Here is a 24,682-nt window from a genome sequence, read left to right as displayed (position 1 = left end):
CAAGCATCAGTATCCGAACTGCCAGGACGGCCATGCCTGGCCGTCATCGGCTGCGGCGACCGCTTCCGTCAGATAGCTCGCGTCACCTTCGACGACGGCCGGCTCGGCGACCGGCGTTTCGTCGATCACGGTCACGCGGCAGACCAGGCCATCCTCAACCTCGACATGGACGGGGACGAGGTACTGGAAGACGACGCGTCGGGAGGATGGCTGCTCGGTCATGGCGCGTCTCCATCCGTATGAGGATCCGGCGCACCGGCGATGATCGCCTCGGCCTTGACGATCGCGCCCTCCAAGCGTCGTCGCCAGAACGGCCCGTCGGTCGGCTCCCCGTCGGGCGCGTGGGCGAAGACCTTGAGTAAACCGAGCAGGACCTCGAAATGCGCGGCCTTGCGCTGGGTCTGCTCATCGAACTGAGAGGGAACATCCAGCGCGCGGCCACGATAGGCGGCGTCGCGGCCCTCCCAGGCGCCGGTGACATAGGTGTCGCCGGATGTCTCGACATCCGACTTTTCGTCGTCCCAGCCTTCATCGGCGATGGCGAGATCGCAGGCCTGGTCGAGCGTGTCGGCTTCGTAGGTCCGTTGCCGATAGACCGGCAGACGGTAGGTGGTCTCGATGGTGAAGAGGGGCATGCTGGCCTCCGGAATGCGAAAAGCCCGGCACGGGACCGGGCTGTGGGTTCGGTTGGATTGGAAAAGCGCGGGACGGCCGAAGCCGCCCCGCGTGTGGTGGTGCTATTCAGCCGCGACCATGTGCGGCTCGTCCGCTTCGTCGGCCACGGATTCCTCGTCATCCTCGGTGAGGAATTCCGGCAGCTCCTCGCCGTCGGCATCGGTCTGTGCGGCTTCGCCGGCCGCCACCTCCTGCTCGTCCGCCATCCTGAGCGGTTCGGGCAGCCAGCCCGTCTCGGCCAGTAGCCGTTCGGCCTCCTTGGCCATGTCGCCCTTCTTCAGATGGTCGATAAGCTGGGCGGCGCGGTCACCGGCGCCTTCGCGCACCGCCTCCAGGATGCGGCGCTTCGGCACGCGGCCGAGATAGTTATCGACGGTCGGACGCCAGCCAGCCTGCACCATGTCGAGATCGACGGCCCGGGCGATGCGATCGGCGTCGGCGATGCGCTGCTCGACCGTGTGAGGCGAAGTGCCGCCGCCGTAGCGGTCGCCCTTCTCGTAGAGCGCGTTGACGCCGAACGAAGCGCAATGCGCGAAGAGCGCCGCCTGCTCGTCGCCCGTGAGGCCGGTGAGCCAATCCCAAAGGTCGGCCTTGTCCTTCGGCATGCGCTCTTCCCAAGCCTTGCGGCGCGCATCGATCGCCTTGGCCGCCGGCGTGTCGTTCAGCCCTTGGGCCTGTGCCGGGAAGCTGGTGCTGCGCACCGACACCTCCATCGCCGTGCCGTAGGCGAAGTAGCGGGAGAAGACGTCGAGGCAGAACTTGTGCAGCACGGCCTGGAACGCCACCGACGGCATGTTGGCGAGCTTGTCCTGCAGCGCCAGCGTCCGTTCGGCCGTCAGCTCGGTCACCAGACGGTCCGGCAGAGGTTTCAGCTCTTCGTCATCCTCGTCGTCGGGTCCGGCGACCTGTCCGCCGATCGTGATGACGGCGCGTTGAACCGCGGGCGTCTCAGGATCGGCTGAGTTCGTGTGCGGCATCGCGGAACCGGCATCGCCATCCTGCTCCGGTTCACTCGCCGGCGCCTCGTCCTCCGGCCGGACATAGCCGCGATCGACCGACAACGCGCCCTCGGCGTCGATGCCGACGAACACGCCAGCGCGGGCGATGTCGGCCGGCTGGTAAATGACGGGCCGGTCGTCGAAGGCGGCCAGCGCGGTTTCGATTTCGCCGAGCCGCTGGTCCACCTCGTCGGGCAGCTCTTCGGCCCCGTCATACTCGGCTTCGATCTTGGCGTATTCGGCGTTGAGCGCCTCGATCGCCGCGTGTTCCTCGGGCGAGAGATCGGTGGCCACGCCCTCCAGTTCGCGCAGGCCGCGGGTGTGGCCGTAGGGGAAGTCGATCGCGACTTCGATCCACTTCCAGCCCGCCGCGGCGATCACCTCCGCTTGGGTCTTCAGCTTCTCGGCGACCAGGCCGTCGAGCAGCGCGACGTCTTCGAGCCAGCCGCCATCGTCGGACTGGAACAGGTCGCGCAGCACCACACCGCCGGCGGCTTCATAGGCGTCCAAGCCGACGAACACCGCCCGCCGGTCGGAGGCGCGCACCGTCTTCTCGGTCAGCATTCGCCGGATTTGATAGGGCTCCTTCTGCCAGGAGCCGGAGATCGCCTGCCAGACTTGCTCCTGGCGGGCGTGATCGCCGGTGACGGTGAAGGCCATGAGCTGCTCGAGCGACATGCCGTCTTCGGCATAGACGTCGAGCAAGGCCGGCGAGACCGAGGCGAGGCGCAGGCGCTGCTTCACGACGTTGACCGACGTGAAGAAGGAGGCGGCGATGTCCTCCTCGGAACGGCCCTTCTCGCGCAGGGCCTGGAAGGCGCGAAACTGATCCAGCGGATGCAGTGGGGCACGCTGGATGTTCTCGGCCAGAGAGTCGTCTTCGGCGAGGATGTCACTGCCCGCGTCGCGGACCACGCACGGGATCGGCGCGGTCTTGGCCAGGCGCTTCTGCTTCACCAGCAGCTCGAGCGCGCGATAGCGCCGGCCGCCGGCGGGGATCTCGAACATGCCGGTCTCGGCGCCCTCGGCGTCGAGGACCGGCCGGACGCTCAAGCCCTGAAGCAAGGTACGCCGGCCGATGTCCTCGGCCAGCTCCTCGATCGAGACGCCGGCCTTCACCCGCCGGACGTTGGACTGGGACAGAACCAGCTTGTTGAAGGGAATGTCGCGCGAGGACGACAGGATGATCTTCTGAACAGCACTAGCCATCGGGATATACTCCGCGACGGGCGCCGAGAGACTCTCTCTCGGACCGAAACCCGTCACGAAGCGAAGCGCCGCCCTCTTCCTCTAAAGGGGCAGCGTTTCGGATCTGAGGGCCAGGAGCACACGGAAGCGCAAAGCCGGAGACACGCAGAACCGCGTCTCCGGCTTCACGGATGTCAGGCGGCTCGGTCGAGAAGCTTCTTCGCCTTGGCCTCCATGTCGAGGCGGGCGTCCTGGTGCGGCTTGTCGCGCGCGACGGCCGTGATGCCTTGGACGAAATCGAAGATGGACTCGGGCGGACGGCCTTCCTCCGCGAGAACGGCGTCGATGATCTTGCCGCTCTCGGCCTTGGAGAAGCCGCGCCGGCGCAGGAAGTCGGTGCGGTCCTCGTCGTTGCGGGCCACGATCCGCTCGCGGGCCGCCTTGATCCCGTTGATGAAGGGCATCGGCGATGAGTTCGCGAAATTCAGCAACGCTGGAGCCGCCTCATGCGCGAAGCGCGACGCGGCATATTTGGAATGGCGGATCGAGATCTCCTCGAAATCCTCCACGCCCCACAGATTCCGATTCTGGCAGACCGCGCGCAGGTAGAAGCTGGCCATGCCCAGCGTGCGGGCGCCGACTTCCGAATTCCAGACATAGAAGCCGCGGAAGTAGAGGTCAGGCGATCCGTCCGGCAGCCTCCCGGCCTCGATCGGATTGAGATCGTCGACCAGGAAAAGGAATACGTCGCGGTCCGAGGCATAGAGCGTCGTCGTATCCTTGGTGATGTCGACGCGCGGATTGTAGATCCCGGTCGACCAGTCGAGCACGCCGGGCACCTTCCAGCGGGTGTCGCCGGTGCCGTTGCCGGCGATCCGTTGCACCGCCTCGACCAGCTCGTAGTCGTGGATGCGGCCGTAATCGGGGCCGGTGACGGCGCGCAGCTCGACGCGGCCGCCTTCGAGTTCGAGCGTCTTGACCTGCTCTGCGCGATGCGAGGTCAGGCCATACTGTAGATTGATGCCTGCGAGCGCTGCGGGAAGCTGGCGCAGATAGGCTGCCGGCGCGCCGACCAGGCTGGCGAGCTGACCGAAGCTCCAATGGGTCGGCGACACCGGCGTGTCAGCGCCCGGCAGGAGCAGTGAAAGCCGCTCGGGGTCGGAGCGATTTGCCTCGACATGGATGAGGGCGCTCTCCACGACGCGCGTCCGGCTTCGGTCGGAGCGCTCGCGGACCGTGCGCGCGAGATCGGATAGAGACAGATAGCGTTCGTCGTCGGGCCTCGAGAACCATTCCGACGAGACGCGTCCGACGCGCTCGCCGTGGCGCACATCGACCTTGTAGCCGCCGCTCACGTCGCGGCGGGCATCGAGAACCTGCATATTCATGGGACGAAACTCCATGACGGGCGCCGGAGGCCTCTCCTCCAGCCCTTAACCCGTCACAGCGAAGCCATCCGCCCTCTCACTCTACAGGGGGCGTTGCGGGGGCCTCCCCGCCAGAAGGGGGTGTGCCGGCGACCGAGGCGCCGGCCAGGGGGAAGGCTTTCCCCTCCTGGCCTTCCAGATCGCGGCCGAGAGACTTCCAATTAGCGGACCATTGACTCCCAATCAGCCGACAGCGATAGTTCCAATCTTCCGGATTCGGAGGGGTCATGTTCGAGCGGTTTGTGGAGCGACGGGCGGAGGAAGCCCTTTCCGATACCCCTGTGGTCCTGATCGTGGGCCCGCGCCGCGCAGGCAAGACCACGCTCGTCCGAAAAATGGGAGAAGCCGGGCGGACGTATATCACGCTCGACGATCAGACGGTTCTTGAGGCCGCCCAATCCGACCCCGCGGGTTTCATCCGCGGCCTCGACCGGGCCATCATCGATGAAATCCAACGCGTGCCCGACCTCCTACTCGCCATCAAGAAGACGGTCGACGAAGACTACCGACCGGGCCGCTTCCTGCTCACCGGCTCGGCAAACGTCCTGACCTTGCCGCGGATCGCAGACAGCCTGGCCGGGCGGATGGAAACCATCCAGATGCTGCCGTTGGCGAAGGCCGAAATCGAAGGCCGTCGCCCCACCTTTCTGGAGCGCCTCTTTGAAGGGAAGCTCCAGAGTCAGCGCGATGCGATCGTCGGCGACGATCTTGTCCGGCTCGCCCTGCTGGGCGGTTTCCCTGAAGCGATCAGTCGCGAGAGTGAGCGCCGGCGACAGGACTGGTTACGGTCCTACCTCACTTCGATTCTGACCCGCGATCTGCGCGACATCGCCGATGTGGAGAAACTGACCGAGCTTCCGAAATTTGTGCGGCTGTTGGCCGAACACTCCGGCCAGTTGGTCAACTATTCGCAGTTCGGCTCCGGCATCAACGTGACCCATAAGACGGGGCAGCGTTACGTCGCGCTCCTCGAGCAGGTTTTTCTGATCGCGACGGTGCAGCCGTGGTTCACGAACGCGCTCAAGCGCATCGTCAAGACGCCGAAGTTGCATTTCCTCGATTCCGGCCTGCTGGCGAGCGTGCGCGGCCTCACCTTCGACCGAGTGAAGGCGGATCGCGGGGCGTTCGGCGCACTGCTGGAGAGCTTCGTATTTTCCGAGGTGCTGAAGCTGATGACGGCCTCGGACTTACGGCTTACGCCGCACCATTTCCGGGACCGGGACATGCGTGAGGTCGATCTCGTGCTGGAGCGCGATGACGGGATGATCGCAGGCATCGAGGTCAAGGCGAGCGCCACGGTCAAGGCCGGCGATTTCGCAGGCCTGCGGGCACTGGCCGATGCTTGTGGCGATCGCTTCGCCTTCGGCGTCGTCCTTTACGATAGCTCGGACATTGTCCCGTTCGGCGACAAACTGGCCGCCGCGCCGCTATCCTGTTTGTGGGGCTAAGGCGTTATGGACTTCATTCAAATTGCAATCTCCGCGCGGCTCGCACATGGCGATTTGGTTGCTGCGGATAAGGCGCTGGAAGCCGGGCCGGACGATCACGCCATGCGTTTAGTGCTACTGAAGCAGTTGCTCGTTTCGTGCGCGAATGTCGCCGACCTGGAGGGCATAAGCCGGGGACTCTACAAGGATCACTCAGAGCTCAATGAGATCATCTCGACACATCGGCGCGGCTTCGAATTCGCGAAGTACATGCGAAACATTGCGGTCGGCCATGTCAATCCGGCGCTCTGCCGGAAAGCGATCGAATGGCGCCCTGAGCTGAACGCGGTGCTCGCTGCGCCCGACGCGGGCGCGGACGCGTTTCTGAGTTACGCTATTCTTGAAACCGCGATCAACACTTTCGTCGACGGTGAGCGCCACAAGATTTTTGAGAGCGACACAGACCTTGCTTACCCACCCGATCTAACGCGCTTTCTCAATTATCTCGGCGAAACGGTGCATGCCGGGATCGCCTATTGTTCGGCGCTCTCCGCCATTGCCGTAAGTCGAGCAGAGCTGCCGGACTACCGTGAGAAATGGTTCGAGTTGGCGGCCAAAGCCGGGCAAACAGAATTTAAGTTCATCACGCGAAAGGGCGAACAAGCTTAGGGCGCGCCTATCCTTCTGCTGCGGGGTAATAGCCTTTCGGCGCTCGAAGCTGGGTGACCGATGAAATCACCGAGTTCGCCCAAATCGTGCTGCATTCCACTTCGCCGCCGCGCTCGAACCAATGCGTCGCGCCGGGGATCAGATCGAATGGAATAGGATGGGAGGCGAGCGGGTTGTGAAAGACCTCGAGTTCCTGACACCAGGCCTCGCCCCATGGCCATAGTGCGTCATACTCCTGGCTTCCCACTTCCAGCTCGAAGTCGATCGGTTCCAACGCGCCCGGCGTCCGATCGAACAAGATGCCCCGACGGATCATCGACAGGCCGGGCGGACGCCATCCGGCCAAAAAGCCCATACGGTTGAATTTTGCCAAGGTGCCGGCGTTGCTGAAGAAAACGGCGGACAAGTGCGCGAAGTCCGGGTCTCGAAATAGTCCGGCCGGGATCGCGTTCTTGCCCGTGAGATTGGATATCGCCGTCCCGACAGCGCGTCGTTTCGTGCCGTCGTCTTCGACATCGGCGCGAACGCCGTAGAGATAGGTTGGCAGCGCCTCACGGCTCCACACCATGGAGCCCGAGCTGTGGAAATCGGCGATCGCGATGGCGAACGGATGCCCCTGCACGTGCGACAGGCAGTGATATTCCCGCTGCAACTTTCCTCGCAGCGTCTTGGCGAATCGTTCAGCCGGGGCGCCGGTCAGCCGCTCCGTTCGATCGGTAGGCGCATGAACCCAATCTCCGATGCCGCCAGCGCGCGGGGTTTCGGAGTTCGCGGTCACCGCCTCCACCCAGCAGGTGACGCCGTCCTTCTCGATTTGAAAATCGGGCGAAACGTGATCTTGGCGGACCTGCAGGCCTTGCTCGCGAAAGCAGGCAAGCAGGTAAAGCTCGAAGAGCCGCGACGCGAAGTTGTTGGTTTGCAAGTCGGGGATGAAATTCCGATCTGGCCGTGGCAAGGCGAGATAGCATTCTCCCACCGCCATCAGCGCCGGCAGATGACTCATGGACTTGATGAGCAAGTCAAACTCCGGGGAGCTTCCACGCGGCCCGACCTCGATCAACAAGGGCCTTCGGCGGACGCCAGGTGCAAGCGGTTCAGGCGGGTCACCGCCGCGCATGTCGACGCTGAGGGCGTCGAGGGCCTGTTCGGGCGCCGGGAACGAACCGCCTTTTGCGACGCAGATCCAACAATGATCGACCCGGCGTCGCATCGCGATCGTGCTGAAGGTCCCGGCCTCCTGGTCGAGGAGAATCGCGCCACAGGCGCCGCCGCGGCCGACTTGATAGGCGGCGAAAATACTGGCGGGGTCGAAGTTCGGGCCACGGTCGAGCGACAGGGCGTACAGCTCGAACTGCCGCACGCTGATGGGCTTGATCAGGAGAGATTCTGTTTCGGCCGGCATTCGCGATCACACCATCCTGCCCTGAGGGCCTACAAATAGGGTGCGCCCCGCGTGAGGAGGTCGCTCAGCACGTCTGCACGCGGCCGCGGCCCCTTGAGCGCCAGGTCGACCAGGCCGCGGGCTACGCCGCGCGCCAGGCTGCGCGCCATGACGCGCTGCTTGGTCGACACCTTCTGGAGCCCGGCGCGGCCGTGGACGAAGGTGCTGCGCAGGTCGAAGAGATCCTTATAGGCCTGCACGCTTACGGCGTCGTTCAAGATAGCCGCGACGCGTGCCGCGACGCGATCGGTGGCAGACGAAACCGCCTTGTGCGGGTCAGGCTTGGGCCGAAGCCATTTCTTGTGGTCCATCTCGAGGCCGACGGCCGCTTCGATGGCCGTCATGTGCGCCATCACCTCGTCCATGCCATCGGCGAGGAAGGCCCGGACGAGAAAATGCGCGATAGGCGTCTCGAACAGGTCCGTAGCCCGTGCCCCCTCGAGCTCTTTCCAAGCATCATTGGTGAAGAGCGCCAGACCCGACGCCGCGTCGTCATCGAGTGGCAAGACCGTTGGACGTTCGAGTTCGATGTCGTCTCCCCACTGGTCCTGAACGATCCATGGCTCAAGGGTGAGGCTATCGGCGCTCGGGGGTGGAGACGGGCGAATGAAAAGATCGTCGTCGGCCGTGTAGATCCAAGGCAGGCGAAAGCCTCGCCAGTCGACCTCCTGCATCGTGGACCACCGTTCCCACGGCGCCAGCAGGAGAAAGAACAGCACTCGTTCGACCGCCGGCGGAAAGCGACCGAGATGCGGATCGATCTCGCCGAAATCTCGATCGAGCGTCATGTACATGAACGGGGCGGCGCGCGCTTCAGGGCGCGGGTCGAGCGCGATTTCTTCCTCCACAACCAGCCATCGGAACTGCGCCAGGCGCTTAGGATCGAGCGTCTCATTGTGAAAGTTGCGGGCGAGCCGCGGGGCATTGAACAGCCGCGCTAGATCGTCCGCGGTGAAGTCCGCGACGCGGGCATTGCCGAAGCTCAAGTTTGGCATGTCGTCCGCCAGGTCGAGCGGGCATAGGTGGCGGCGCAGCGTCGTCCTGCGCCGATATGCTTCGTCTAGCGCATTCGCGGCGCTTTCAGGATCGAGGCTCAGTGCGGCCTTGTTGGCAGGGAGATGACATGGCAGCCCGAGCGATCGGAGAGCCGTGCTCAGAGCGAATACCGGTTTGCCACCGCCGTATTCCGCGAGGCACAGCTCGCTCAACGCGACGAAGGGCGGTGAGGCCAGAAGGTTGTCCGGGCCCGGCCGGGGAAGTCGCCAGACCGCGTCCACGGCGGCGATGAGCGACGCACTCGCCGTCATGAGGCTCGCCCTGTCGTTGTTGGATGGAGGCCAAGGCCCGCGGCCTCCGCGATGTAGTGGCGGTAGGCGAAATTGATGAGGTCGCGGGCCAGTTCAAGGAGACCGCCCGTTTGCAGTCCATCGAACGGATCGCCGTGGGCGAGAGCGTTTCGACGCTCGGCAAGGGTCGGACGTGTGTCGCCGGTCAACTGGCCTAATGCCGTCCCTCCACAGCGCACGACCATGGGGATCTGCGCGTCGGTGAGACCGTCGACCTCGACCATGTATTTGAGGAGCGCCGCAAAGCTTCGCTTGTTCTTCGAGAGGTGGCCGCCATAGCGATCCATCAGCGCCAGCTCTAATGCGATCAGGGCCGCGAGCTCGCCGGCCTTGATGATGCTGAAATCCACCCAGCCCAGTAGATAGAGCGTCTGCGCGCGGGCAAACTTGGCGCGCACGATCTCGGGGATACGCGGATCGATGCCGAGGCTCTCAACGAAGGCGCGCCAGTCCGCCGCCTTCTCGAACTGAATGAAGCCGCCGGCATTGCCTTGCGTCGGCCAGGCGAGCAGCACGGGCTCTTCGCGGTCGCTGAGCGCGATGTGCGAGTGATCGGGCATCGGCATCAGGCACGCCGCAACATCCGCTCGATGCGCATGCGCTGATAGCCGTGCGAATGCACATGCCGGCGAAGCTGCCGGATGTCGCGCACGCCAAACGCCACGGACGCCTTCAACGGGCTCGCGAAGGTCGCGTAGTACGCCCAGCGCGCGTCGGCGGGCAGCGGCGCGTTCTGGCGGCGATCCGTGATAACGACGTCTCGTGGGTCGCTGGTATTGCGAAACGCGTGAAACGTAATCCAGTCGGCCCGCCGATAGCGGGCCGCCTTGCTGAACGGCACGGACTGGACCTTCACATCCGTCTGGTCGAGGACCCAATCGCGCTGTTCGAGAATCTGGCGAACCATATGGCCCACCATCTGCTTGACGCGATCGGCCAGCACGTCCTCGCGAAACACCTCCAGGAGGTGCTCTTCAATCCCCTCAACGGCCGGCTTGCCGAGTTGCGAGGCCGTTTCCAGGCGGGCGATATTCGCCTCTTCGGTCAGAAACCCCCAGAGTCGCTGGCCCAGGTCGGTCTCATAGAGCGACGCGAACTTATCTGGATTATAGGCAATCATGACTGGGCCTCCTTTACCGGGCAAATATGGCCGGTTATAAGGGACTGTCAATGGCGATGACGACGACTCGCGCGTCGTCGCGAGGGGGAGGCCAACGTGGACTTCGATGACCTTGTGACGGCACTCGCGCCGCCGCCGAACCGCGTTGGGAAGGCGGTCGGCGAACATGAGCACCACCTCTACGAGGGCGCGGTGATGGTTGCCTATGCCATGCATCTGCTGCGCACAGAGGGCGCGCGTGATGTCCGCGTGCATCCCGACGGCGAGCACGGAAAGCAGTTCGACTTCGCCGGTTGGCTGTCGCGTCGGGGCTTCTCGATGGTGTCGACGCTTGGGACCACTTCCTATGGCGGCGTCTATCGAAACGCGGATGGTCAGACGATCACGATCAACCCCCGGTCGGGCCTTGGGGACGTCGTGGCGAACGCTGGTGGCCAGGTGATCTCGGCCGAGTGCAAGGGCGGCATCATCAACACGCGGCATTCGGGCCAGGTATCGCGGCTCTACAAAGGGCTGTGCGAGACGGTCGGCATGTTGATGGCGACGCCATCGCCGGGCCGGCAGGTCGCTGTCGTGCCAAAGACCGACGCCACGGTCCGGCTTGCCGAGCGCCTTGCCCCGCGCTGCGCCCTGGCTGGAATCGCGATTGCCCTGGTTGGCAGCCGTGGAGAGGTCGTTGATGTCGCGCCTGGGCTGGACGGCGCCGAACCTGAAGGACAAACCCACGACAAGAAGCAAGGGGCAGCGGGGAAATGTTGAACAGGGGTTCCGAGTGGCGGCGATGGGAGCCGCACATTCACGCGCCCGGCACCGCCATGAACAACCAGTTCAGCGGCCCGACGGCGTGGCACGATTATCTGACCGCTCTGGAGAAGGCGACGCCGGTGATCGAGGCGATCGCGGTGACCGACTATTATGTGACGGACACCTACGAGGAAGTGCTCCGCCAAAAGGCGCTGGGCCGCTTGCCCACGGCCGCGCTGGTCTTCCCGAATGTCGAGCTGCGGCTGGATGTGGCGACGGCCAAAGGCGGCTTCGTCAATCTCCACCTCTTCGTGAGCCCTGAAGACCCGAACCATGTTGAGGAGCTGCAGCGCCTGCTGTCGCGCTTGCAGTTCAACGTCATGCAGGATCGGTTCGACTGTACCCGTGCCGACCTGATCCGCCTCGGTAAGAAAGCCGATCCGGACATCACCGACGACCGCGCCGCGCTCGCCTACGGCGCAAACCAGTTCAAGGTGAATTTCCAGAAGCTGCGCGAAGTGTTTTCGGAGAGCGGTTGGGCGAAGAAGAATATCCTGATTGCGGTCGCCGGCGGCGCCACCGACGGCACATCGGGCGTTCGCGAAGCCGCCGACCAGACCATTCGGCGCGAGATCGAGGGCTTCGCCCACGTCATTTTCGCCAGCAGCGTTGCACAGCGCGAGTTCTGGCTCGGCGATCGCGATCTCAGTCCCACCGAGATCCGCACGCGCTATGGCGGCCTCAAGCCCTGCCTGCACGGCAGCGACGCGCACAAGCTGGACGACGTCGCCACGCCGTTCGGCGACCGCTTCTCGTGGATCAAGGGCGGCCTTGAGTTCGATGCCCTCCGCCAAGCCTGCATCGACCCGGGCGGCCGCGCTTATGTTGGCGCCGAGCCGCCGGCATCGGCCACACCGTCGCAGGTCATTTCGAAGATCGAGATTCTTGACTCACCGTGGGCGGCAACGCCGGTGATCCCGCTGAACCCCGGCCTTGTCGCTATCGTCGGCGCCCGTGGTTCGGGCAAGACCGCGCTGGCGGACGTCATCGCGGCGGGCTGCGACTCCATTACGGACGAGGCGTGGAATGCGGATGAATGGGCGAACCCGTCATTCCTCGTCCGGGCCCGACCGCTGATCGGCGAAGGCAAGGTCAAGGTTAGTTGGTCGGCGGGCGAGCCGAGCGTCCGCGCGCTGGATGGCTCCGACGCCAATGGCCCCTTCGCTTACGAGCGCGTCCGCTATCTGTCGCAGCAATTCGTGGAGGAGCTTTGCTCCTCCAACGGGCTGACCGACGGTCTGTTGCGCGAGATCGAGCGGGTGATCTTCGAGGCCCACCCCGACGACGAGCGCGATGGCGCACTGGATTTCGACGAGCTGCTCGAACAGCGCGCGACACGGCACCGCCTTGCGCGCGAGCGCGAAGCCGACGCGGTCGCCCAGATTTCCGATCGCATCAGTACGGAGATCGAGAAGGAAAAGATGGCCGCGACCTATGAGTCGCAGGCAGCGCAAAAGAAGAAGCTGGTCGACGCCTACACGGCTGATCGATCCAAATTGGTCTCTGCCGGGAGCGAGAAGCGCGCCGAACGGCATACCGAACTGGCTGGTGCGGCGAACACGGTGCGCGCTACGCTGCGTCGGTTTACGGGCCAGCGGCAGACTTTCCTTGCCCTCCAGGACGAGGTGAAGGATCAGCGGCGCAATCAAGCCCCCGAGGGCCTTCGACAGGCGCAGGCCCGCCACTCGAACAGCGGCATGTCGGCGGAGCAATGGTCCGCCTTCCTGTTGGATTACACCGGGCCGGTCGACAACGATCTCGACGGCTACGTGAAATGGGCAGATGGGAAGATTGCCGAGCTGAAAGGCACGCCTCCCGTACCGGGCGATCCAAACAAACCGTATTTCCCGGACGATGCCGATCTGAGCAAGCTGTCCCAGGCCATGCTCGACGCCGAGATGTCGCGGCTGGAAAAGCTCGTCAGCGCCGACAAGGAGACCCAGCGTCGCTACACGGCCCTATCCGGCAACATCGCGACCGAGACTGCGGCGCTGCAAACGCTGAACGAGAAGCTGAAGGATGCTCAGGGCGCCAAGGATCGCGCCAAGGAACTGCAGCGCGATCGCGAAGATGCCTACGGGCGGGCGTTCGACGCTCTTGTCGCCGAACAGTCGGTGTTGGAGGCGCTCTACGCGCCGCTGATGGAGCGCCTGTCGAAGGCCTCCGGGACGCTTCAGAAACTGTCGTTCTCGGTCGCCCGCGTGGCCAATGTCGAGCAGTGGGCGTCGGAAGCGGAAGACGGACTGATCGATCTCCGCAAGGCGGGCGCGTTCCGTGGCAAGGGCACCTTGCTGCAGAAGGCCAACGAAGTGATTAAGTCGGCGTGGGAAACCGGCGACGCGGCCGCGGTGCGAACCGCGATGGCCGAGTTTCGACGGCTCTACCAAAGGGCGCTGCTGGACCATTCGCCGGTAGCGCATACCGACCAGGTCGAATTCCGCGCCTGGTCGAAGCGGTTTGCGCAATGGTTGTTCAGCACCGACCATATCTCGATCCGCTACGGGATCGACTATGATGGGGTCGACATCAGGAAGCTGTCACCGGGCACGCGCGGCATCGTCCTGCTGCTCCTCTATCTGGCGCTGGATGACAGCGACAATCGCCCGCTCGTGATCGACCAACCAGAGGAGAATCTGGACCCGAAGTCGGTGTTCGACGAGTTGGTCCATCTCTTCGTTGAGGCAAAGGCCCACCGGCAGGTCATCATGGTCACGCACAACGCGAACCTGGTGATCAACACCGACGCCGACCAGATCATCATCGCCGAGTCGGGGCCGCATCCGCAGGGCGCGCTTCCGCCGATCACCTACAAGTCCGGAGGGCTTGAGAACGCAGAGATCAGGAAGGCGGTGTGCGACATTCTGGAGGGCGGCGAAGGCGCGTTTCAAGAGCGAGCACGCCGCCTGCGGGTAAGGCTCGAACGGTAGATGTGGTGTCTTAGGCGGGCGCCGTAGGGGGTTGTGTCGTGTCCGGTGGCCGCCCGTTTCAAGTGGAGACAAGATGCTGAAGGCCAGCGAAGAAGAGGTCGAGTCCATTCGAGAATACTTCGAGTGGCAAGCTCCCGACCTGGAGGTGACGTTCCTACAAAAGGTCTATTCCGAAGCGGTGTTGAACACGCGGCATGACGTGTGGGACATCCACACCAACAAGGATCGTTGGTGGGTTATCACTGGCGGCACCAACCTCTATTCGCAGCAACAGTTTCCGAACATGGACCTGGCGCTGACCTTCCACATCGGCCTGATGCTTCGCATCCCGCGCTCGGAGGAGCAGCAGCGGGACGACATGCGGCTCCTCCCGTTTGGGCCGGTCTTGGAGAAGATGGAAGAGGCCGGCGACGCTGTCACCCACGCCCATAATCTCGCGGACTACCAAGCAGTCGGGGTTCGTTGCCGAGAGACCTTGCTTGAATTGATCGGCGTCGCCCAGGACGCGGCGGTCTGGACGGAGACGCCACCGCAGCGCGCCAACTTTCGCGAGTGGTCAGAAATCATCTGTAACGCCGTCGTGCCTGGCGGCAGCAATCGAGAGCGGCGCGGCGCCTTGAAGGGCGCGCTGGATAGCGCTTGGACCTTCTCCAACTGGCTGACGCACGCAAAGTCGGCCACCTGGCTCGATGCCGACATGGCGCACACGTTGACCCAGCATGCTATCGGCATGGCCACGTCTCTCATTCTGCGTGAACTCCGCGGGGTGCCGGAGGCTTGCCCGGAATGTGGCTCGCCCGATCTTGCGCCCGAACAGGGTGAAAATACCGCGGCGCCGGGCGTGCTTTGGGAACGGCCGCGATGTGCCGACTGCGGATGGGCCGGCAGGCCTGTCCCAATCCTTGATACTGAGAACGGGCGGCCGCTCATAACCCGCGAGGGCGAGGAGACGCATGACCACAGCATCATGACCGTGCCGTTACGCGCAATCCGGAAGCCGGGCGATCCCGCGGTCGTGGCGTTGGAAGACGCCGAGACCGGACCGCCGGAGCCGACCGAATATTTCGCATACGGGTCGAACATGGCAACGGCGCGCCTGCGTCAACGAATCCCGAGCGCCACGCCGCTGGGCGTCGCCACGCTTGCTGGGCATGAGCTGCGGTTTCATAAGCGCAGCAAGGACGGCTCGGGGAAGTGCAACGCGCTCGCGACGGATGACAAAGAGAGCGCGGTGATCGGTGTCCTTTACAGGTTTGACCCATCAGAACGGCGAAAGCTCGATGCTGCTGAGGGTGCCGGTAAGGGTTATGACGCCGCCATGGTGACGGTAGTCAATGACAAGGGCCGCAGGCGGAAGGTCCTGACATATATTGCCTCAACCGACGCCATCGACGAAAGCCTCAGGCCTTATAGTTGGTACAAGGATCATGTCTTGGCTGGCGCCAAAGAGCACGGCCTCCCGCAGGACTACCTAGATGAACACATCGCGATGATTGAAACGGTTGAGGACCCCGACGTGACGAGGGCTTCGAAGGAGCGCGCGACCCATTCCGCGTAGCCCGAACCGCGTCACAGGCTATGCGACTAGACGTTGCGTCTCGTCACTCTGCCGGTCTTCCTCGCCGGCAGCCTTGAGGAGGAAACGAGCCAGCGCGGCCTTTCGGGAGCCGCGATCCAGAGCGTAAGCGGTCTGCTTGAATTCCTTCCCGTCCAGAAGTCCGTCGATATAACCGGCTATGGTATCCGCCGCCATGATGAGGGCCGTATCTAGCGCGTGGATGTACTTGCTGGTGACCGAGCCCTTCGAGTGCCCGACCAGCGCGGCGATCGTCACTTCGGTGAAGCCGAGATCGTTGCCGACGCTCGCGAAGCTGTGGCGCAGGACATGCGGCGTGACGTCGGAGAGCGGTGAGTCTTTGAAGATCTGCTCCCAGTGATTTGGGAAGCCGCCGAACGCATTGTCTTCACCGTATCCGGGGAAGACATAAGTCCCGGACGCCGCCTCCCGCTTCGCCTCGAGAAACTCGACGACGGGAAGTCCCACGGGGCGGACCGAAGTGCCTTCCTTGCTATCGATCAATCGCAGGCAGCTCCCCTCCGTATCGGCTTCGACCCACTTCAGACCGATCACCTCGCTTCGACGGCATCCGGTCAGCGCGATCTGGCGGATGATTTCCACCGTCGTCGCATACTTCTCGTCCTCCCCGGCCTTGGTCAGCATTAGGCCGAGCGTTCGATACTCAGCTTCCGTGAGCCGGCGGGTTCGCACATTGTCCTTCGGTTTGCGCAGGCCATGGGCCGGATTGGTCGTGATTATACCGGCTTCGACCGCGTAGGTGAGGATGCCGCCGAAGAGGCCGATTGTGCGGGTCGCCGTGCCAGCGCCACCGGTCACGATAGCCTTGCCGCGCAATTTGCTCGTCTTGATCGACACAGCCGTCTTCCCGGCCATGATGTCCTTGAGCGCCTTGTTTATGTCGGCCTTCGTGAGGTCCTTTACTCGGCGCGTGCCCAAGAGCGGAATGATGTGGCGGTTTATCCGTCCGATGTCGGTGACGATGGTGTGCGGCTTCTTTGGCCGGCCGCCCTTGCCAAGGATCAAACCCGCGTTCAGGTCCTTGAGATAGAGCGCGCATAGCTCTTTGACGGTGATCGCTTTGTGATCGAGTTGTCGCTCCTCCGCCGGGTTGTCGCCCTGGGCAACGCGGCCCAATTGGACCTTCGCCTCCTGACGGGCGCTTTCCGCTGTCCATACGCCGTGCAAGCCAATGGTGTAGCGGCGCGAGCGGCCGAGCGCTCGATACTGCAGGACATAGCTTCGCTTGCCGGATGCGAAGACGCGCAGGCCAAAACCTGGTAGCTCGTCATCCCAGATGACGTAGTCTTTCTCGCGAGACTCGGCCGCGTCGACGACGCGCTTCGTGAGCTTAGCCATGGGAATTCTCCCGTCGAAACACCCGACTTCGCGTAAGCACCACGTAAGCAGTGGGACGCGGATCGGAGCGTGCGCGAGAGTAGCGCAAGCGAGACGAAAATTCAATTTCTTCAATGATTACAGTGCTGTAGCGCATCGGAGCGAAACCCATCGAAAAGCGTCGAAGGGCAGGTTAAATTGCTCCGAAGGCGAAGGTCGAAGGTTCGAATCCTTTCGAGTCCGCCATTCTCCCATCATCATGGCGCCATCTTCAATTTCCGGTCGCGCGATCGATCGATCGTCCTGCCCGTTCACCCGGGCCCTTGGGCGGGTCGAGCGTATCCTGGACCTTCTGCCCGAACGTCCGGTGCTGCTCGCAGGCCGCAAGCGTGCCGGAGACCATCGCCAGCAGCACGGCGCCCAAAAGAATTCTCTTCATCTCGTTCTCCTGTTTTGAGGATAACGCGATGATTCCCTGCAAGTTCAATCGCTTCGACAAACTGCCGTCACGAAGGACCCGGTACCCCCGCCGGGCAAGGGCGTGGCGGGGGTCCGTCCTACCTGACGGCAGGCGTCCGCCACGTCCGCGAATCGGACTGCATCCAGTCCACGCATTTCGCGCTGTAATAGCCCGAGCGCTCCTGGATGACCCGGATCACCAGAAGCGTATCGCCGTTTTCGCTCTGCAGGTGGGGCTTCAACTCCATCGAGATATCCGCCTCGCTTTTCGTGACCGTGTCCACGAACCAGACCGCTTCGAAGGGACGGCACCAGTGCTCGTATCCTTTTATGGCGTCGTACAGGCCGGTGTAATTCCTCTTTTCGAACGCCTTCAGGTCGTACGTGATCATGTAGACGGCCATCCCGCTTTCTCCCCTCGCGCCGCGAACTGCAGGGCCATTATCCAGCCAAGCGGCGGGCAACCGCAACAGGGACGCGACAGGTCGCCGGACGTACGCGTATCATGCGTCATCTCTTCCGTAAGGACCCTCGCATGGATCGTGCCATCGCCCTCGTCACCGGCATCGCGCTGGGCCTGTTCGGCCTGATCGTCACCGCGATCGCGACGATCGAACATATGGCCCGCCAGATCCTGGCCAGCATGGGCATCGTCGGGGAATTGCAGACCGCCCTGCTGGTCATCCTGCTGGTCGGGATGATCGTCGCGGCCTTTCGGGTCTTCGGCGGCGCGTTTTCCGTCCTGATCAGCCTGGTGCTGATCCTGATCCTGCTTCACGCGCTTCTGGCGACGGCGGGCGTGCCGCTGCACTGAGCCGGCACATGCCGTTCCGGGGCTTCGTCACCGATGCCGTCGAAACACCACACGCCGCGACATATGGCGGACCGAGGCGACATAGCCCGGCCATGACGGCACCCGGCCGCCCAGCCGCACCGACCAGACGGGACGCAGGCCCAGGGCATCGGGTCCGCTCCCGCGCTGCCCCGCTTCCGCGCCATGGCCCCCCGCGCCGGGGTGCACCCTGCCGGTCATCCATTCATTGACCAGAATGTGGCCGATAATTCCAGCAGCATGAGTCATGGACCTGGCCCTCCATCGCAGGGATCCCACACGGAACCCGTGGACGTCAGCAAAGTTCCGACACACGGACGGGAGAACACTGGCCGGAGAATGCTAGCCGCGATGGTTGTCGTGGCCACCGCCATGCCCGCCTTCATGACCGCCACCTCCATGCCCCCCGCCGGGGGCCCCGCCACGGCCCCCTCCTCCGGGGGCATGCGGCGGCCCACCGCGCGGCGCACCCCCGCCCGGGGCGCCATGCTGCCCGCCGGGAATGCCGCCCCCGCGCATTTCGCCACCGCGCGGACCGCCCTGCCAGGAGCGGCCACCTCCGCCCCTATTTCCAGGCCCGCCCTCGGGCCTGCCGATTCCACCGCCTCCGGGGCCCCGGACAGGTCCGCCAAAGCCGGGCCGCCGCCCGCCGCCGCCCCAGCGATCCTGCGTCGCGAACCACGGACGGTTGCGATAATGCGCGCCCCAGTAATTGCCGAAGGCAAAGCCGACCAGCGGCAGCCCCACCATGGGGCCATACTGGCTCAACGGCCCCGCCACGCCGTTATACACGACCTGCACCTGACCGGCCGGCACCCAGCCGCGATAGGGCCCTTCGGCCACGTCGCACCATCCCCAGCCGGACTCGCAGCCGAAGATCTCGACCGGCGTGCCGGGCGGCAGCGACCCCACGACGGGATAGGCGGGCGACGGCCCGGCGAAGATGTCGGTGCCGCCCACCACCACCCCTGGCGCGGCCAGGGCCGGCACCGCCACGCCGATGGTCAGCGCCAGGGCCGCGGGGATCAGCAGCACCCGCGAGACCTTCCTGTCTTTCGTCATCCGGACCACCGATCCTACAGAAGCAGATGCACGTGAAACAGGATGGCGACGCACAGCGCATAAAGCGTGACCCACGCCACGGCGGCGGCGAACGCGACCATCCAGTAGAACAGGTCATAATCCCGGGGCGCACCGGTTGTGCGGCCGGACATGGCGGCCCTCCTGCCTGTTACCAGGCCTGTCCGAAGACCAGGATACCGGCGTACAGCGCGACGATGATGGTGATGCCGGCGACCATGACGGCCCAGTAGCCGATCGAATGGCCGGGCGGGGATGGTCTGGGTGCGGTCATGTGGTTCATGGATGCCCCCTTCTTCCGAAGCGGTTTTCACCCCCAGCACATAGGCACCCCCGACCCGGCGGCAAGGACCGCCGCGCGATCACATCCGCACGATCCGCCTTCCCTTGCCGCCCCCTCGCCGCCCCTTGTCCGGCACGGGCCGGGACTGGCATGCTGGACGTCCACCCCTGCAAAGGATTCGGTCCCGATGCGCGTCCGCCTGTTCCTGTCCGCCCTGTCCGTCGTCGTCCTGGCCGGCATGGCCACCCCCGCCTCGGCCGCGCCGTGCCGCGACGCCAAGGGCAAGTTCACGACCTGCCCCAAGCCGGCCCCCACGAAGTGCCGCGACGCCAAGGGTAAATTCACGAAATGCCCTGCCCCCTCGGCTGCCGCGGGCTGACCTCACCCTCCACGGCCGGATGCGGGGAGCCCGGTTACGGGCTCCCCGCGCTTCACGGCCAGCGGGGCGGGGCCCCCGTGCGGGTCGCACCGTTCACGATCCCGCCCGGCACCAGATAGAGGCGACGATAGGCATCGCTGACGTGCGGGTGCTCGGCTCGCCACACCCCCGCCATGTCGATCATCGCGCAGAACACACCGAAGACGGCCAGCCCCAGCAGGCGCAGCCGTCCGGACCGCCAATTCCCCGGTCGCCCTTCGGACGCCTTGCCGCGCCGGTCAGCCAATGAAGCGGCCCCCATGCATCCAGGCCTCGGCAAGGGTGGCATCCAGCCCGAGGCAGAGCAGGATCAGCCTGGGCCGCCAGGACGGCGGCGCCCGGCAGGCCAGCAGCACGATCAGCATGTTGGCGAACGGGTTGGCCAGGACGATACGGTGGATGGACATCACGCTCGTGCTGCAGGCCAGCAGGAACGTCACCAGCAGCAGGCTGCTCTCCATCCTCCAGCCGATCCTGAACCCCCAGGCGATCAACGCGATTTCCAGGAGCGCCGCAATGCTCAGATGCAGCGTCCGGGTGTGGGTGAAGCCCTTCCATATCCACAGGATCGGCAGGCGTGCCTGATGGCCCCAGGCCACCTGCGCATGCGCGAACGCCAGGCCGTCCCCCACCAAAGCGTCGAGGAAGAAGATGAACAGGGCCAGCCCCACGGCCCCCGCCAGAACGACAACCGCGCCCTCGACCAGCCGGGTGGGCCGGTCGGCCTTCCCGTCCGGGCACGGCGCCAGCGCGTGGCAGGCCCCGGCGATGATGACGCAGAACAGGCCCGTCGGCCGCGTCAGGCACAGGGCGCAGGCCAGCAGGGCCGCCCCCATCGTCCACCCCCGCGCCATCGCCATCACGCAGCCCAGCAGCAGGACCCCGTACAGGCATTCGGTATAAGGCAGGCGGTACCAGAAACCTGTCGGCAGGACCATGAAGGTTACGATACGAAACAGGCCGTCCGCCCCGCCGTCGCCGACCCGCCCGCGCATATAGGACGCCGCCAGCAGCACCAGTACGGGAAACAGCACCGCATTGATCGCGAATCCCGCCCCGTGCGCCCCCAGCCCGGTCGCACCCATCACCCCGCGCAGCATCAGCGGATAAAGCGGAAAGAACGCCCAGGCGGCCTGGCCGAAATCCGCCGGACCGACGCGCGGCGGCACATCGTATCCCTGCCGGGCGATCTGCTCGTACCAGGCACAGTCCCAGTGGCACATCGCATTCGCCACGCCACCCTGGGGCCAGGCCTGTACTGCAAGAATCAGAAGCAGCAGCACGTGCAGCGGAACAATCCACACCGCACCGTCCCGCCACAGGCCAGGCCACCACGCGCGTGCCCGGCCGATGACATCACCTGTCACGTATCATTCCCGTCGTCGCCCCGACACGCCGTCCCGACGGGGCGTCGCATCCTTATCCGTGCGGACAGATATCCCCGCCTTTCCCGATGGGGCAAGCCCATGCGTGTGAAAGACTGTTTCAAAACCTCTCCGGTCCATCGGGAACCGTTGGGTCGCGCATCAGAAACCTTCCCGGCGCCCGACGCGTTGACGACGGATGGCCGGCACGTCAGGCCGCTCCGCATTCCGCCTCCAGCATGGGAAAAGAGGAGAAATCATCCCCGACATGCAACATCTGTCACGCCTAGCCTTCGCCTTTGCCAGTATCATGCTGATGCTTCTGGCACTCCTCCTCATCGCGTTCGGTATGTTCGACCTGCTCGCGACCCTTGGACGATCGTGGCATGACGGGCGGGACGCGGTATTGCAAGCCATCAGCTACGTCGTCATTTCGGTCGCGGTCTTCGACGTCGCCAAGTATTTCGTCGAAGAGGAAGTGATCGAGGCCCGGGGAAAGCAGAGCCTCAGCCAGGCCCGCGCAAGCCTGACCAAGTTCATCACCACCATCGTGATCGCCGTCTTCATCGAGGGCCTGGTCGGCGTGTTCGAAGCCAGCAACAAGCACCCCGTGGATATCCTGTATCCGGCATCGCTGCTCGTCGTCGCGACGATCATCGTCCTCGCCCTGGCCGCCTTCCAGCGGATCAGCATCGGGGCCGAACGCGAGAAGAAGAAGGAGGGGATCGCCGAATAAGGTCCGCCGCGGCGGCCAGACCCCACGACCAGGACCGGGCAAAAGAGGGCGAGACCATGAACGACCCGCCGGCCACCCAGAGGCGCACGCTGTCGCACCACATCCTGCCGAGCGCGGGAACGATGATCGGCGTCTGCGTGACGCTGATCGGCCTGGTCAAGATCGTCGAGGCCCGCACCGGTCCCTCGCATGTCGACGAATACGCCGCCCTGACCTCGCTGCTGTTCCTCGCCAGCGCGCTGTGGTCCTATATCGCGATGCGCCACCCCAACCGCCCACGCCTGAGCCCCCTGTGCGAAGCCGCGGCCGACATATGCTTCCTGCTGGGCCTGATCGCGATCGCGCTGATCTCGACCTTCTTCGCCTACGAGGTCATCTGACGCGTCGAGGGCGGGACCTCATTCGGAATGCGAGACGCAGAATGGCGTACGCAGGCGGAAAACCAGCCGCGTGAGACGTCATGATACTGATTGATCGGGAGAATTGGTGGAGGGGGTTGGATTCGAACCAACGTAGGCGCACGCCAGCGGATTTACAGTCCGCCCCCTTTAGCCACTCGGGCACCCCTCCGTGTGGGAAGGGTGGTTAAGGCTATCCGCGGGGCATGTCAATGCCCTGTCTCCATATCGTGTCGCAACGGCGTGACGGGGGCGGTGGTTCGGCCTATATCGGGGCCATGCGCACCCGCCCCCCGCGTCGTCCCGACGCACGATCCACCCCGCGTTCGCCCGGTCGGGCGGACCAGAATGCCCCCCACGACGCGGGCTCGACCCCGGCCTCGGGTACATCCCCGGGCGCGGCCCCGGGCCGCCAGGGGCGGCGCGGCGGCGGCGCGGCGCGCGGCGGCCCCCCGCGTGGCACCTACTGGCTGTACGGGCTGCATCCCGCGCTGGCGGCGCTGGGCAACCCGGAACGCCGCATCCGCCAGATCCTGGCGACCGAGGACGGCGAGGCCGCGCTGCGCGAGCGCCTGAATGCTCCCCTGCCGATGCAGCCCCACCGCACCGATCGCGCCCGGCTGGAATCGCTGTGCGGGCGCGACGCCGTTCACCAGGGAATCGCGGTCCTGGCCGATGCGCTGCCGTCGCTGGCGATCGAGGACATGACCGGGCGGCCCGGCCCCCTTCTGCTGCTGGACCAGGTGACCGATCCGCGCAATGTCGGCGCCATCCTGCGCTCCGCCGCCGCCTTCGGCGCCGCCGCCGTGGTGGTGATGGAACGCAACGCGCCGGACGAGACCGGTGCCCTGGCCAAGGCCGCGTCGGGGGCGCTGGAAATCGTGCCGCTGGTGCGGGTGGTGAACCTGGCCCGCACGCTGGACGCGCTGAAGAGCCTGGATTTCTGGGTCGTGGGGCTGGATGCCGGCGGCGGAATCCTGGACGGCACCAGTTTCGGCCAGCGGCGGGTGGCGCTGGTACTGGGCGCCGAGGGCGACGGGCTGCGCCGCCTGACCCGCGAGCATTGCGACGAAATCGCCGGACTGGCGATGCCCGGCGACATGGAAAGCCTGAACGTCTCCAACGCCGCCGCCGTCGCCCTGTACGAACTGGTACGGCGCGGAAAGGCATAATCTTAAAATCGCGCTTACCCCGCTGACCTCGCCGCCGGTCCGTGGCACGGTCTGCCGATGCAGCAGAGATGGAGATCCGGAATGAAGCCTGCCCTGCCCATTCTCCTCGCAGGGGCCGTCCTGCTCGCCGGCTGCGCGGATACAGGTAGCGAACAGGACGGCGCCCGCTCTCATGGTCCGGCCAACAATGCCCACCATGTCCGCGACTTCACGGTCGCGGCCGGGCACCCCGGCCTGCTGGGCAACTGGTTCTCGCTGAATCCGGATTGTTCGCTCGCCGGCTATCCCACCGTGCGGCTGCTGTCGCCGCCCGCCCACGGCACCGTCAGCATTGCGCAGGGGTCGTTCTATTCCGACTATCCGGCCGGCAACCAGCGCCGGGCCTGCAACACCGAACCCCGACCGGGCGTCCAGGCCGTCTATACCCCCGCCCCCGGCGCCATCGGCCCGGACGAGGCCACGATCCAGGTCATCTTCCCGCGCGGCCGCGCCTGGACCACCACCTTCCACGTCACGATCCAGTAGGGAGCGACAAGGGGAACGGGCCTCATGACGAAAAACCCACCCACGCTGAACGGCAGTTGCCTGTGCGGCGCCGTGACCTATCGCATCGACGGGGCGCCGCTGGATTTCGTGCTGTGCCATTGCGGCCGCTGCCGCAAGACGACGGGGTCGTCCTTCGCCGCCAACCTGATCGCCCGGCCCGCCGACCTGACCTGGACCTCCGGGCATTCGACCACGGGCGGGCACGCGACCACGGGGCAGCCGGACGGCGTCGCGCGCTGGGACCTGCCGACGGCCGCCAGCTTCGCCACCGCGACCTGCCGCGTCTGCGGCACGCCGGTCCCGCATGCGACCCGCAACGGACGGCTGATGATCGTTCCGGCCGGCACGCTGGATTGCGACCCGGGCCTGACGCCGCGCCGGCAGATCTTCACCGCATCCAAGGCCGGCTGGTGCATCGATGTCGAGGACCTACCCGCCGAATCGTGACCGGACGGGCC

General features: G+C 65.2%; 29 protein-coding genes and 1 tRNA gene. 12 read left to right on the top strand and 18 right to left on the bottom strand.

Annotation, left to right across the window (positions count from 1 at the left end):
• Positions 1 to 6: 6 nt before the first annotated feature.
• The 4 genes from GDIA_RS13965 to GDIA_RS13950 all read right to left on the bottom strand — a co-directional run bounded on the left by GDIA_RS13965 (position 7) and on the right by GDIA_RS13950 (position 4,249).
• Entirely contained in the window at positions 7 to 222 is a 216-nt protein-coding gene (locus GDIA_RS13965) for a hypothetical protein (RefSeq protein ID WP_012554556.1), read from the bottom strand.
• Positions 219 to 635: a hypothetical protein gene (locus tag GDIA_RS13960; RefSeq protein ID WP_012554555.1), complete on the bottom strand. Its 417-nt coding sequence runs from the start codon at positions 633 to 635 to the stop codon at positions 219 to 221. The genes GDIA_RS13965 and GDIA_RS13960 overlap by 4 nt, the downstream gene beginning before the upstream one ends.
• Positions 636 to 737: 102 nt before the next feature.
• Positions 738 to 2,882, bottom strand: a complete 2,145-nt coding sequence (locus tag GDIA_RS13955; protein ID WP_012554554.1) for a ParB/RepB/Spo0J family partition protein — start codon at positions 2,880 to 2,882, stop codon at positions 738 to 740.
• Between the two features lie 173 nt (positions 2,883 to 3,055).
• Positions 3,056 to 4,249 (bottom strand): hypothetical protein, encoded by a 1,194-nt coding sequence (locus tag GDIA_RS13950; protein WP_012554553.1) that lies wholly within the window; start codon positions 4,247 to 4,249, stop codon positions 3,056 to 3,058.
• 266 nt (positions 4,250 to 4,515) lie between these two features.
• Between GDIA_RS13950 and GDIA_RS13945 the strand changes: the two genes are divergently transcribed.
• Together GDIA_RS13945 and GDIA_RS13940 are read left to right on the top strand one after the other, a co-directional pair.
• Entirely contained in the window at positions 4,516 to 5,736 is a 1,221-nt protein-coding gene (locus GDIA_RS13945) for an ATP-binding protein (protein ID WP_012554552.1), read from the top strand.
• Between the two features lie 6 nt (positions 5,737 to 5,742).
• Positions 5,743 to 6,384: a hypothetical protein gene (locus GDIA_RS13940; protein WP_012554551.1), complete on the top strand. Its 642-nt coding sequence runs from the start codon at positions 5,743 to 5,745 to the stop codon at positions 6,382 to 6,384.
• A 7-nt stretch (positions 6,385 to 6,391) separates the two neighbouring features.
• On the opposite strand, the gene GDIA_RS13935 is transcribed toward GDIA_RS13940, so the two are convergent.
• From GDIA_RS13935 to GDIA_RS13920, 4 genes are read right to left on the bottom strand one after another with little or no spacing between them, the layout of a single operon-like run.
• Complete coding sequence (locus GDIA_RS13935; RefSeq protein ID WP_012554550.1) at positions 6,392 to 7,786, bottom strand: hypothetical protein; 1,395 nt, start codon at positions 7,784 to 7,786, stop codon at positions 6,392 to 6,394.
• Positions 7,787 to 7,815: 29 nt separating this feature from the next.
• Positions 7,816 to 9,132 (bottom strand): hypothetical protein, encoded by a 1,317-nt coding sequence (locus GDIA_RS13930; protein ID WP_012554549.1) that lies wholly within the window; start codon positions 9,130 to 9,132, stop codon positions 7,816 to 7,818.
• Positions 9,129 to 9,737, bottom strand: coding sequence for a hypothetical protein (locus GDIA_RS13925; RefSeq protein WP_012554548.1), 609 nt, complete (start codon positions 9,735 to 9,737; stop codon positions 9,129 to 9,131). Before GDIA_RS13925 ends, GDIA_RS13930 begins: the two co-directional genes overlap by 4 nt.
• Positions 9,737 to 10,291 carry a hypothetical protein gene (locus GDIA_RS13920; RefSeq protein WP_012554547.1) on the bottom strand — a complete coding sequence of 185 codons (555 nt, stop codon included), beginning with the start codon at positions 10,289 to 10,291 and terminating at the stop codon, positions 9,737 to 9,739. Before GDIA_RS13920 ends, GDIA_RS13925 begins: the two co-directional genes overlap by 1 nt.
• 96 nt (positions 10,292 to 10,387) lie before the next feature.
• On the opposite strand from GDIA_RS13920, the gene GDIA_RS13915 reads away from it, so the two are divergent.
• The 3 genes from GDIA_RS13915 to GDIA_RS13905 all read left to right on the top strand — a co-directional run bounded on the left by GDIA_RS13915 (position 10,388) and on the right by GDIA_RS13905 (position 15,580).
• On the top strand, positions 10,388 to 11,050 hold the full coding sequence (locus GDIA_RS13915; protein WP_012554546.1) for a hypothetical protein: 663 nt from the start codon (positions 10,388 to 10,390) through the stop codon (positions 11,048 to 11,050).
• Between the two features lie 56 nt (positions 11,051 to 11,106).
• Positions 11,107 to 14,022 carry a TrlF family AAA-like ATPase gene (locus GDIA_RS13910; RefSeq protein ID WP_211205825.1) on the top strand — a complete coding sequence of 972 codons (2,916 nt, stop codon included), beginning with the start codon at positions 11,107 to 11,109 and terminating at the stop codon, positions 14,020 to 14,022.
• Between the two features lie 73 nt (positions 14,023 to 14,095).
• Positions 14,096 to 15,580: a gamma-glutamylcyclotransferase family protein gene (locus GDIA_RS13905; RefSeq protein ID WP_012554544.1), complete on the top strand. Its 1,485-nt coding sequence runs from the start codon at positions 14,096 to 14,098 to the stop codon at positions 15,578 to 15,580.
• 18 nt (positions 15,581 to 15,598) lie between these two features.
• Here GDIA_RS13905 and GDIA_RS13900 read toward each other — a convergent pair whose 3' ends face one another.
• The 3 genes from GDIA_RS13900 to GDIA_RS13895 form a co-directional block, all read right to left on the bottom strand.
• Positions 15,599 to 16,957, bottom strand: coding sequence for a tyrosine-type recombinase/integrase (locus GDIA_RS13900; RefSeq protein WP_012554543.1), 1,359 nt, complete (start codon positions 16,955 to 16,957; stop codon positions 15,599 to 15,601).
• Positions 16,958 to 17,207: 250 nt separating this feature from the next.
• Positions 17,208 to 17,375 carry a hypothetical protein gene (locus tag GDIA_RS19470; protein ID WP_012554542.1) on the bottom strand — a complete coding sequence of 56 codons (168 nt, stop codon included), beginning with the start codon at positions 17,373 to 17,375 and terminating at the stop codon, positions 17,208 to 17,210.
• Between the two features lie 118 nt (positions 17,376 to 17,493).
• Entirely contained in the window at positions 17,494 to 17,799 is a 306-nt protein-coding gene (locus tag GDIA_RS13895) for a hypothetical protein (protein ID WP_012228183.1), read from the bottom strand.
• Positions 17,800 to 17,930: 131 nt separating this feature from the next.
• Between GDIA_RS13895 and GDIA_RS13890 the strand changes: the two genes are divergently transcribed.
• Positions 17,931 to 18,209 (top strand): hypothetical protein, encoded by a 279-nt coding sequence (locus GDIA_RS13890; RefSeq protein WP_012554541.1) that lies wholly within the window; start codon positions 17,931 to 17,933, stop codon positions 18,207 to 18,209.
• Positions 18,210 to 18,236: 27 nt separating this feature from the next.
• On the opposite strand, the gene GDIA_RS13885 is transcribed toward GDIA_RS13890, so the two are convergent.
• The 4 genes from GDIA_RS13885 to GDIA_RS19790 form a co-directional block, all read right to left on the bottom strand.
• Entirely contained in the window at positions 18,237 to 18,476 is a 240-nt protein-coding gene (locus tag GDIA_RS13885; protein ID WP_012228188.1) for a hypothetical protein, read from the bottom strand.
• Positions 18,477 to 18,569: 93 nt separating this feature from the next.
• On the bottom strand, positions 18,570 to 19,289 hold the full coding sequence (locus tag GDIA_RS19795; RefSeq protein ID WP_012554540.1) for an SH3 domain-containing protein: 720 nt from the start codon (positions 19,287 to 19,289) through the stop codon (positions 18,570 to 18,572).
• A 14-nt stretch (positions 19,290 to 19,303) separates the two neighbouring features.
• Positions 19,304 to 19,441 (bottom strand): hypothetical protein, encoded by a 138-nt coding sequence (locus GDIA_RS19465; protein WP_012554539.1) that lies wholly within the window; start codon positions 19,439 to 19,441, stop codon positions 19,304 to 19,306.
• A 17-nt stretch (positions 19,442 to 19,458) separates the two neighbouring features.
• Positions 19,459 to 19,590 carry a hypothetical protein gene (locus GDIA_RS19790; protein ID WP_012554538.1) on the bottom strand — a complete coding sequence of 44 codons (132 nt, stop codon included), beginning with the start codon at positions 19,588 to 19,590 and terminating at the stop codon, positions 19,459 to 19,461.
• Between the two features lie 187 nt (positions 19,591 to 19,777).
• Between GDIA_RS19790 and GDIA_RS13875 the strand changes: the two genes are divergently transcribed.
• Complete coding sequence (locus GDIA_RS13875; RefSeq protein WP_012228196.1) at positions 19,778 to 19,969, top strand: hypothetical protein; 192 nt, start codon at positions 19,778 to 19,780, stop codon at positions 19,967 to 19,969.
• A 52-nt stretch (positions 19,970 to 20,021) separates the two neighbouring features.
• Here the strand turns inward: GDIA_RS13875 and GDIA_RS13870 are convergent, their stop codons facing one another.
• Positions 20,022 to 20,255, bottom strand: a complete 234-nt coding sequence (locus tag GDIA_RS13870; RefSeq protein ID WP_043459001.1) for a hypothetical protein — start codon at positions 20,253 to 20,255, stop codon at positions 20,022 to 20,024.
• Positions 20,248 to 21,375, bottom strand: a complete 1,128-nt coding sequence (locus GDIA_RS13865; protein WP_081434746.1) for a putative hexosyltransferase — start codon at positions 21,373 to 21,375, stop codon at positions 20,248 to 20,250. The genes GDIA_RS13870 and GDIA_RS13865 overlap by 8 nt, the downstream gene beginning before the upstream one ends.
• A gap of 265 nt (positions 21,376 to 21,640) precedes the next feature.
• On the opposite strand from GDIA_RS13865, the gene GDIA_RS13860 reads away from it, so the two are divergent.
• On the top strand, positions 21,641 to 22,108 hold the full coding sequence (locus GDIA_RS13860; protein WP_012554535.1) for a hypothetical protein: 468 nt from the start codon (positions 21,641 to 21,643) through the stop codon (positions 22,106 to 22,108).
• Between the two features lie 56 nt (positions 22,109 to 22,164).
• Complete coding sequence (locus GDIA_RS13855) at positions 22,165 to 22,488, top strand: hypothetical protein (RefSeq protein WP_012228205.1); 324 nt, start codon at positions 22,165 to 22,167, stop codon at positions 22,486 to 22,488.
• A gap of 104 nt (positions 22,489 to 22,592) precedes the next feature.
• Here the strand turns inward: GDIA_RS13855 and GDIA_RS13850 are convergent.
• Positions 22,593 to 22,678: transfer RNA gene (locus GDIA_RS13850), tRNA-Tyr, on the bottom strand.
• A 34-nt stretch (positions 22,679 to 22,712) separates the two neighbouring features.
• On the opposite strand from GDIA_RS13850, the gene GDIA_RS13845 reads away from it, so the two are divergent.
• The 3 genes from GDIA_RS13845 (at position 22,713) to GDIA_RS13835 (ending at position 24,671) form a co-directional block, all read left to right on the top strand.
• Positions 22,713 to 23,678 (top strand): TrmH family RNA methyltransferase, encoded by a 966-nt coding sequence (locus tag GDIA_RS13845; protein WP_012554534.1) that lies wholly within the window; start codon positions 22,713 to 22,715, stop codon positions 23,676 to 23,678.
• An 81-nt stretch (positions 23,679 to 23,759) separates the two neighbouring features.
• Positions 23,760 to 24,203, top strand: a complete 444-nt coding sequence (locus tag GDIA_RS13840; protein WP_012554533.1) for a hypothetical protein — start codon at positions 23,760 to 23,762, stop codon at positions 24,201 to 24,203.
• A 24-nt stretch (positions 24,204 to 24,227) separates the two neighbouring features.
• Positions 24,228 to 24,671, top strand: a complete 444-nt coding sequence (locus GDIA_RS13835; RefSeq protein ID WP_012554532.1) for a GFA family protein — start codon at positions 24,228 to 24,230, stop codon at positions 24,669 to 24,671.
• Positions 24,672 to 24,682: the final 11 nt, after the last annotated feature.

This window comes from Gluconacetobacter diazotrophicus PA1 5, from assembly GCF_000021325.1.
GTDB lineage: Bacteria > Pseudomonadota > Alphaproteobacteria > Acetobacterales > Acetobacteraceae > Gluconacetobacter > Gluconacetobacter diazotrophicus.
Note: the sequence above shows the minus strand (reverse complement) of the source record. Positions and strands in the feature narration are given on the sequence as shown.

Bases quoted from the DNA above. Each gene is read 5' to 3' on its own strand.
- GDIA_RS19790 (WP_012554538.1), bottom strand. From the start codon at position 19,590: ATGAACCACATGACCGCACCCAGACCATCCCCGCCCGGCCATTCGATC.
- GDIA_RS13855 (WP_012228205.1), top strand. From the start codon at position 22,165: ATGAACGACCCGCCGGCCACCCAGAGGCGCACGCTGTCGCACCACATC.
- GDIA_RS13900 (WP_012554543.1), bottom strand. From the start codon at position 16,957: ATGGCTAAGCTCACGAAGCGCGTCGTCGACGCGGCCGAGTCTCGCGAG.
- GDIA_RS13890 (WP_012554541.1), top strand. From the start codon at position 17,931: ATGGATCGTGCCATCGCCCTCGTCACCGGCATCGCGCTGGGCCTGTTC.
- GDIA_RS13905 (WP_012554544.1), top strand. From the start codon at position 14,096: ATGCTGAAGGCCAGCGAAGAAGAGGTCGAGTCCATTCGAGAATACTTC.
- GDIA_RS13840 (WP_012554533.1), top strand. From the start codon at position 23,760: ATGAAGCCTGCCCTGCCCATTCTCCTCGCAGGGGCCGTCCTGCTCGCC.
- GDIA_RS13910 (WP_211205825.1), top strand. From the start codon at position 11,107: ATGAACAACCAGTTCAGCGGCCCGACGGCGTGGCACGATTATCTGACC.
- GDIA_RS13885 (WP_012228188.1), bottom strand. From the start codon at position 18,476: ATGACTCATGCTGCTGGAATTATCGGCCACATTCTGGTCAATGAATGG.
- GDIA_RS13845 (WP_012554534.1), top strand. From the start codon at position 22,713: ATGTCAATGCCCTGTCTCCATATCGTGTCGCAACGGCGTGACGGGGGC.
- GDIA_RS13935 (WP_012554550.1), bottom strand. From the start codon at position 7,786: ATGCCGGCCGAAACAGAATCTCTCCTGATCAAGCCCATCAGCGTGCGG.
- GDIA_RS13895 (WP_012228183.1), bottom strand. From the start codon at position 17,799: ATGGCCGTCTACATGATCACGTACGACCTGAAGGCGTTCGAAAAGAGG.
- GDIA_RS13920 (WP_012554547.1), bottom strand. From the start codon at position 10,291: ATGATTGCCTATAATCCAGATAAGTTCGCGTCGCTCTATGAGACCGAC.
- GDIA_RS13960 (WP_012554555.1), bottom strand. From the start codon at position 635: ATGCCCCTCTTCACCATCGAGACCACCTACCGTCTGCCGGTCTATCGG.
- GDIA_RS13930 (WP_012554549.1), bottom strand. From the start codon at position 9,132: ATGACGGCGAGTGCGTCGCTCATCGCCGCCGTGGACGCGGTCTGGCGA.
- GDIA_RS13835 (WP_012554532.1), top strand. From the start codon at position 24,228: ATGACGAAAAACCCACCCACGCTGAACGGCAGTTGCCTGTGCGGCGCC.
- GDIA_RS19465 (WP_012554539.1), bottom strand. From the start codon at position 19,441: ATGTCCGGCCGCACAACCGGTGCGCCCCGGGATTATGACCTGTTCTAC.
- GDIA_RS13925 (WP_012554548.1), bottom strand. From the start codon at position 9,737: ATGCCGATGCCCGATCACTCGCACATCGCGCTCAGCGACCGCGAAGAG.
- GDIA_RS19470 (WP_012554542.1), bottom strand. From the start codon at position 17,375: ATGAAGAGAATTCTTTTGGGCGCCGTGCTGCTGGCGATGGTCTCCGGC.
- GDIA_RS13950 (WP_012554553.1), bottom strand. From the start codon at position 4,249: ATGAATATGCAGGTTCTCGATGCCCGCCGCGACGTGAGCGGCGGCTAC.
- GDIA_RS13955 (WP_012554554.1), bottom strand. From the start codon at position 2,882: ATGGCTAGTGCTGTTCAGAAGATCATCCTGTCGTCCTCGCGCGACATT.
- GDIA_RS13860 (WP_012554535.1), top strand. From the start codon at position 21,641: ATGCAACATCTGTCACGCCTAGCCTTCGCCTTTGCCAGTATCATGCTG.
- GDIA_RS19795 (WP_012554540.1), bottom strand. From the start codon at position 19,289: ATGACGAAAGACAGGAAGGTCTCGCGGGTGCTGCTGATCCCCGCGGCC.
- GDIA_RS13945 (WP_012554552.1), top strand. From the start codon at position 4,516: ATGTTCGAGCGGTTTGTGGAGCGACGGGCGGAGGAAGCCCTTTCCGAT.
- GDIA_RS13875 (WP_012228196.1), top strand. From the start codon at position 19,778: ATGCGCGTCCGCCTGTTCCTGTCCGCCCTGTCCGTCGTCGTCCTGGCC.
- GDIA_RS13965 (WP_012554556.1), bottom strand. From the start codon at position 222: ATGACCGAGCAGCCATCCTCCCGACGCGTCGTCTTCCAGTACCTCGTC.
- GDIA_RS13940 (WP_012554551.1), top strand. From the start codon at position 5,743: ATGGACTTCATTCAAATTGCAATCTCCGCGCGGCTCGCACATGGCGAT.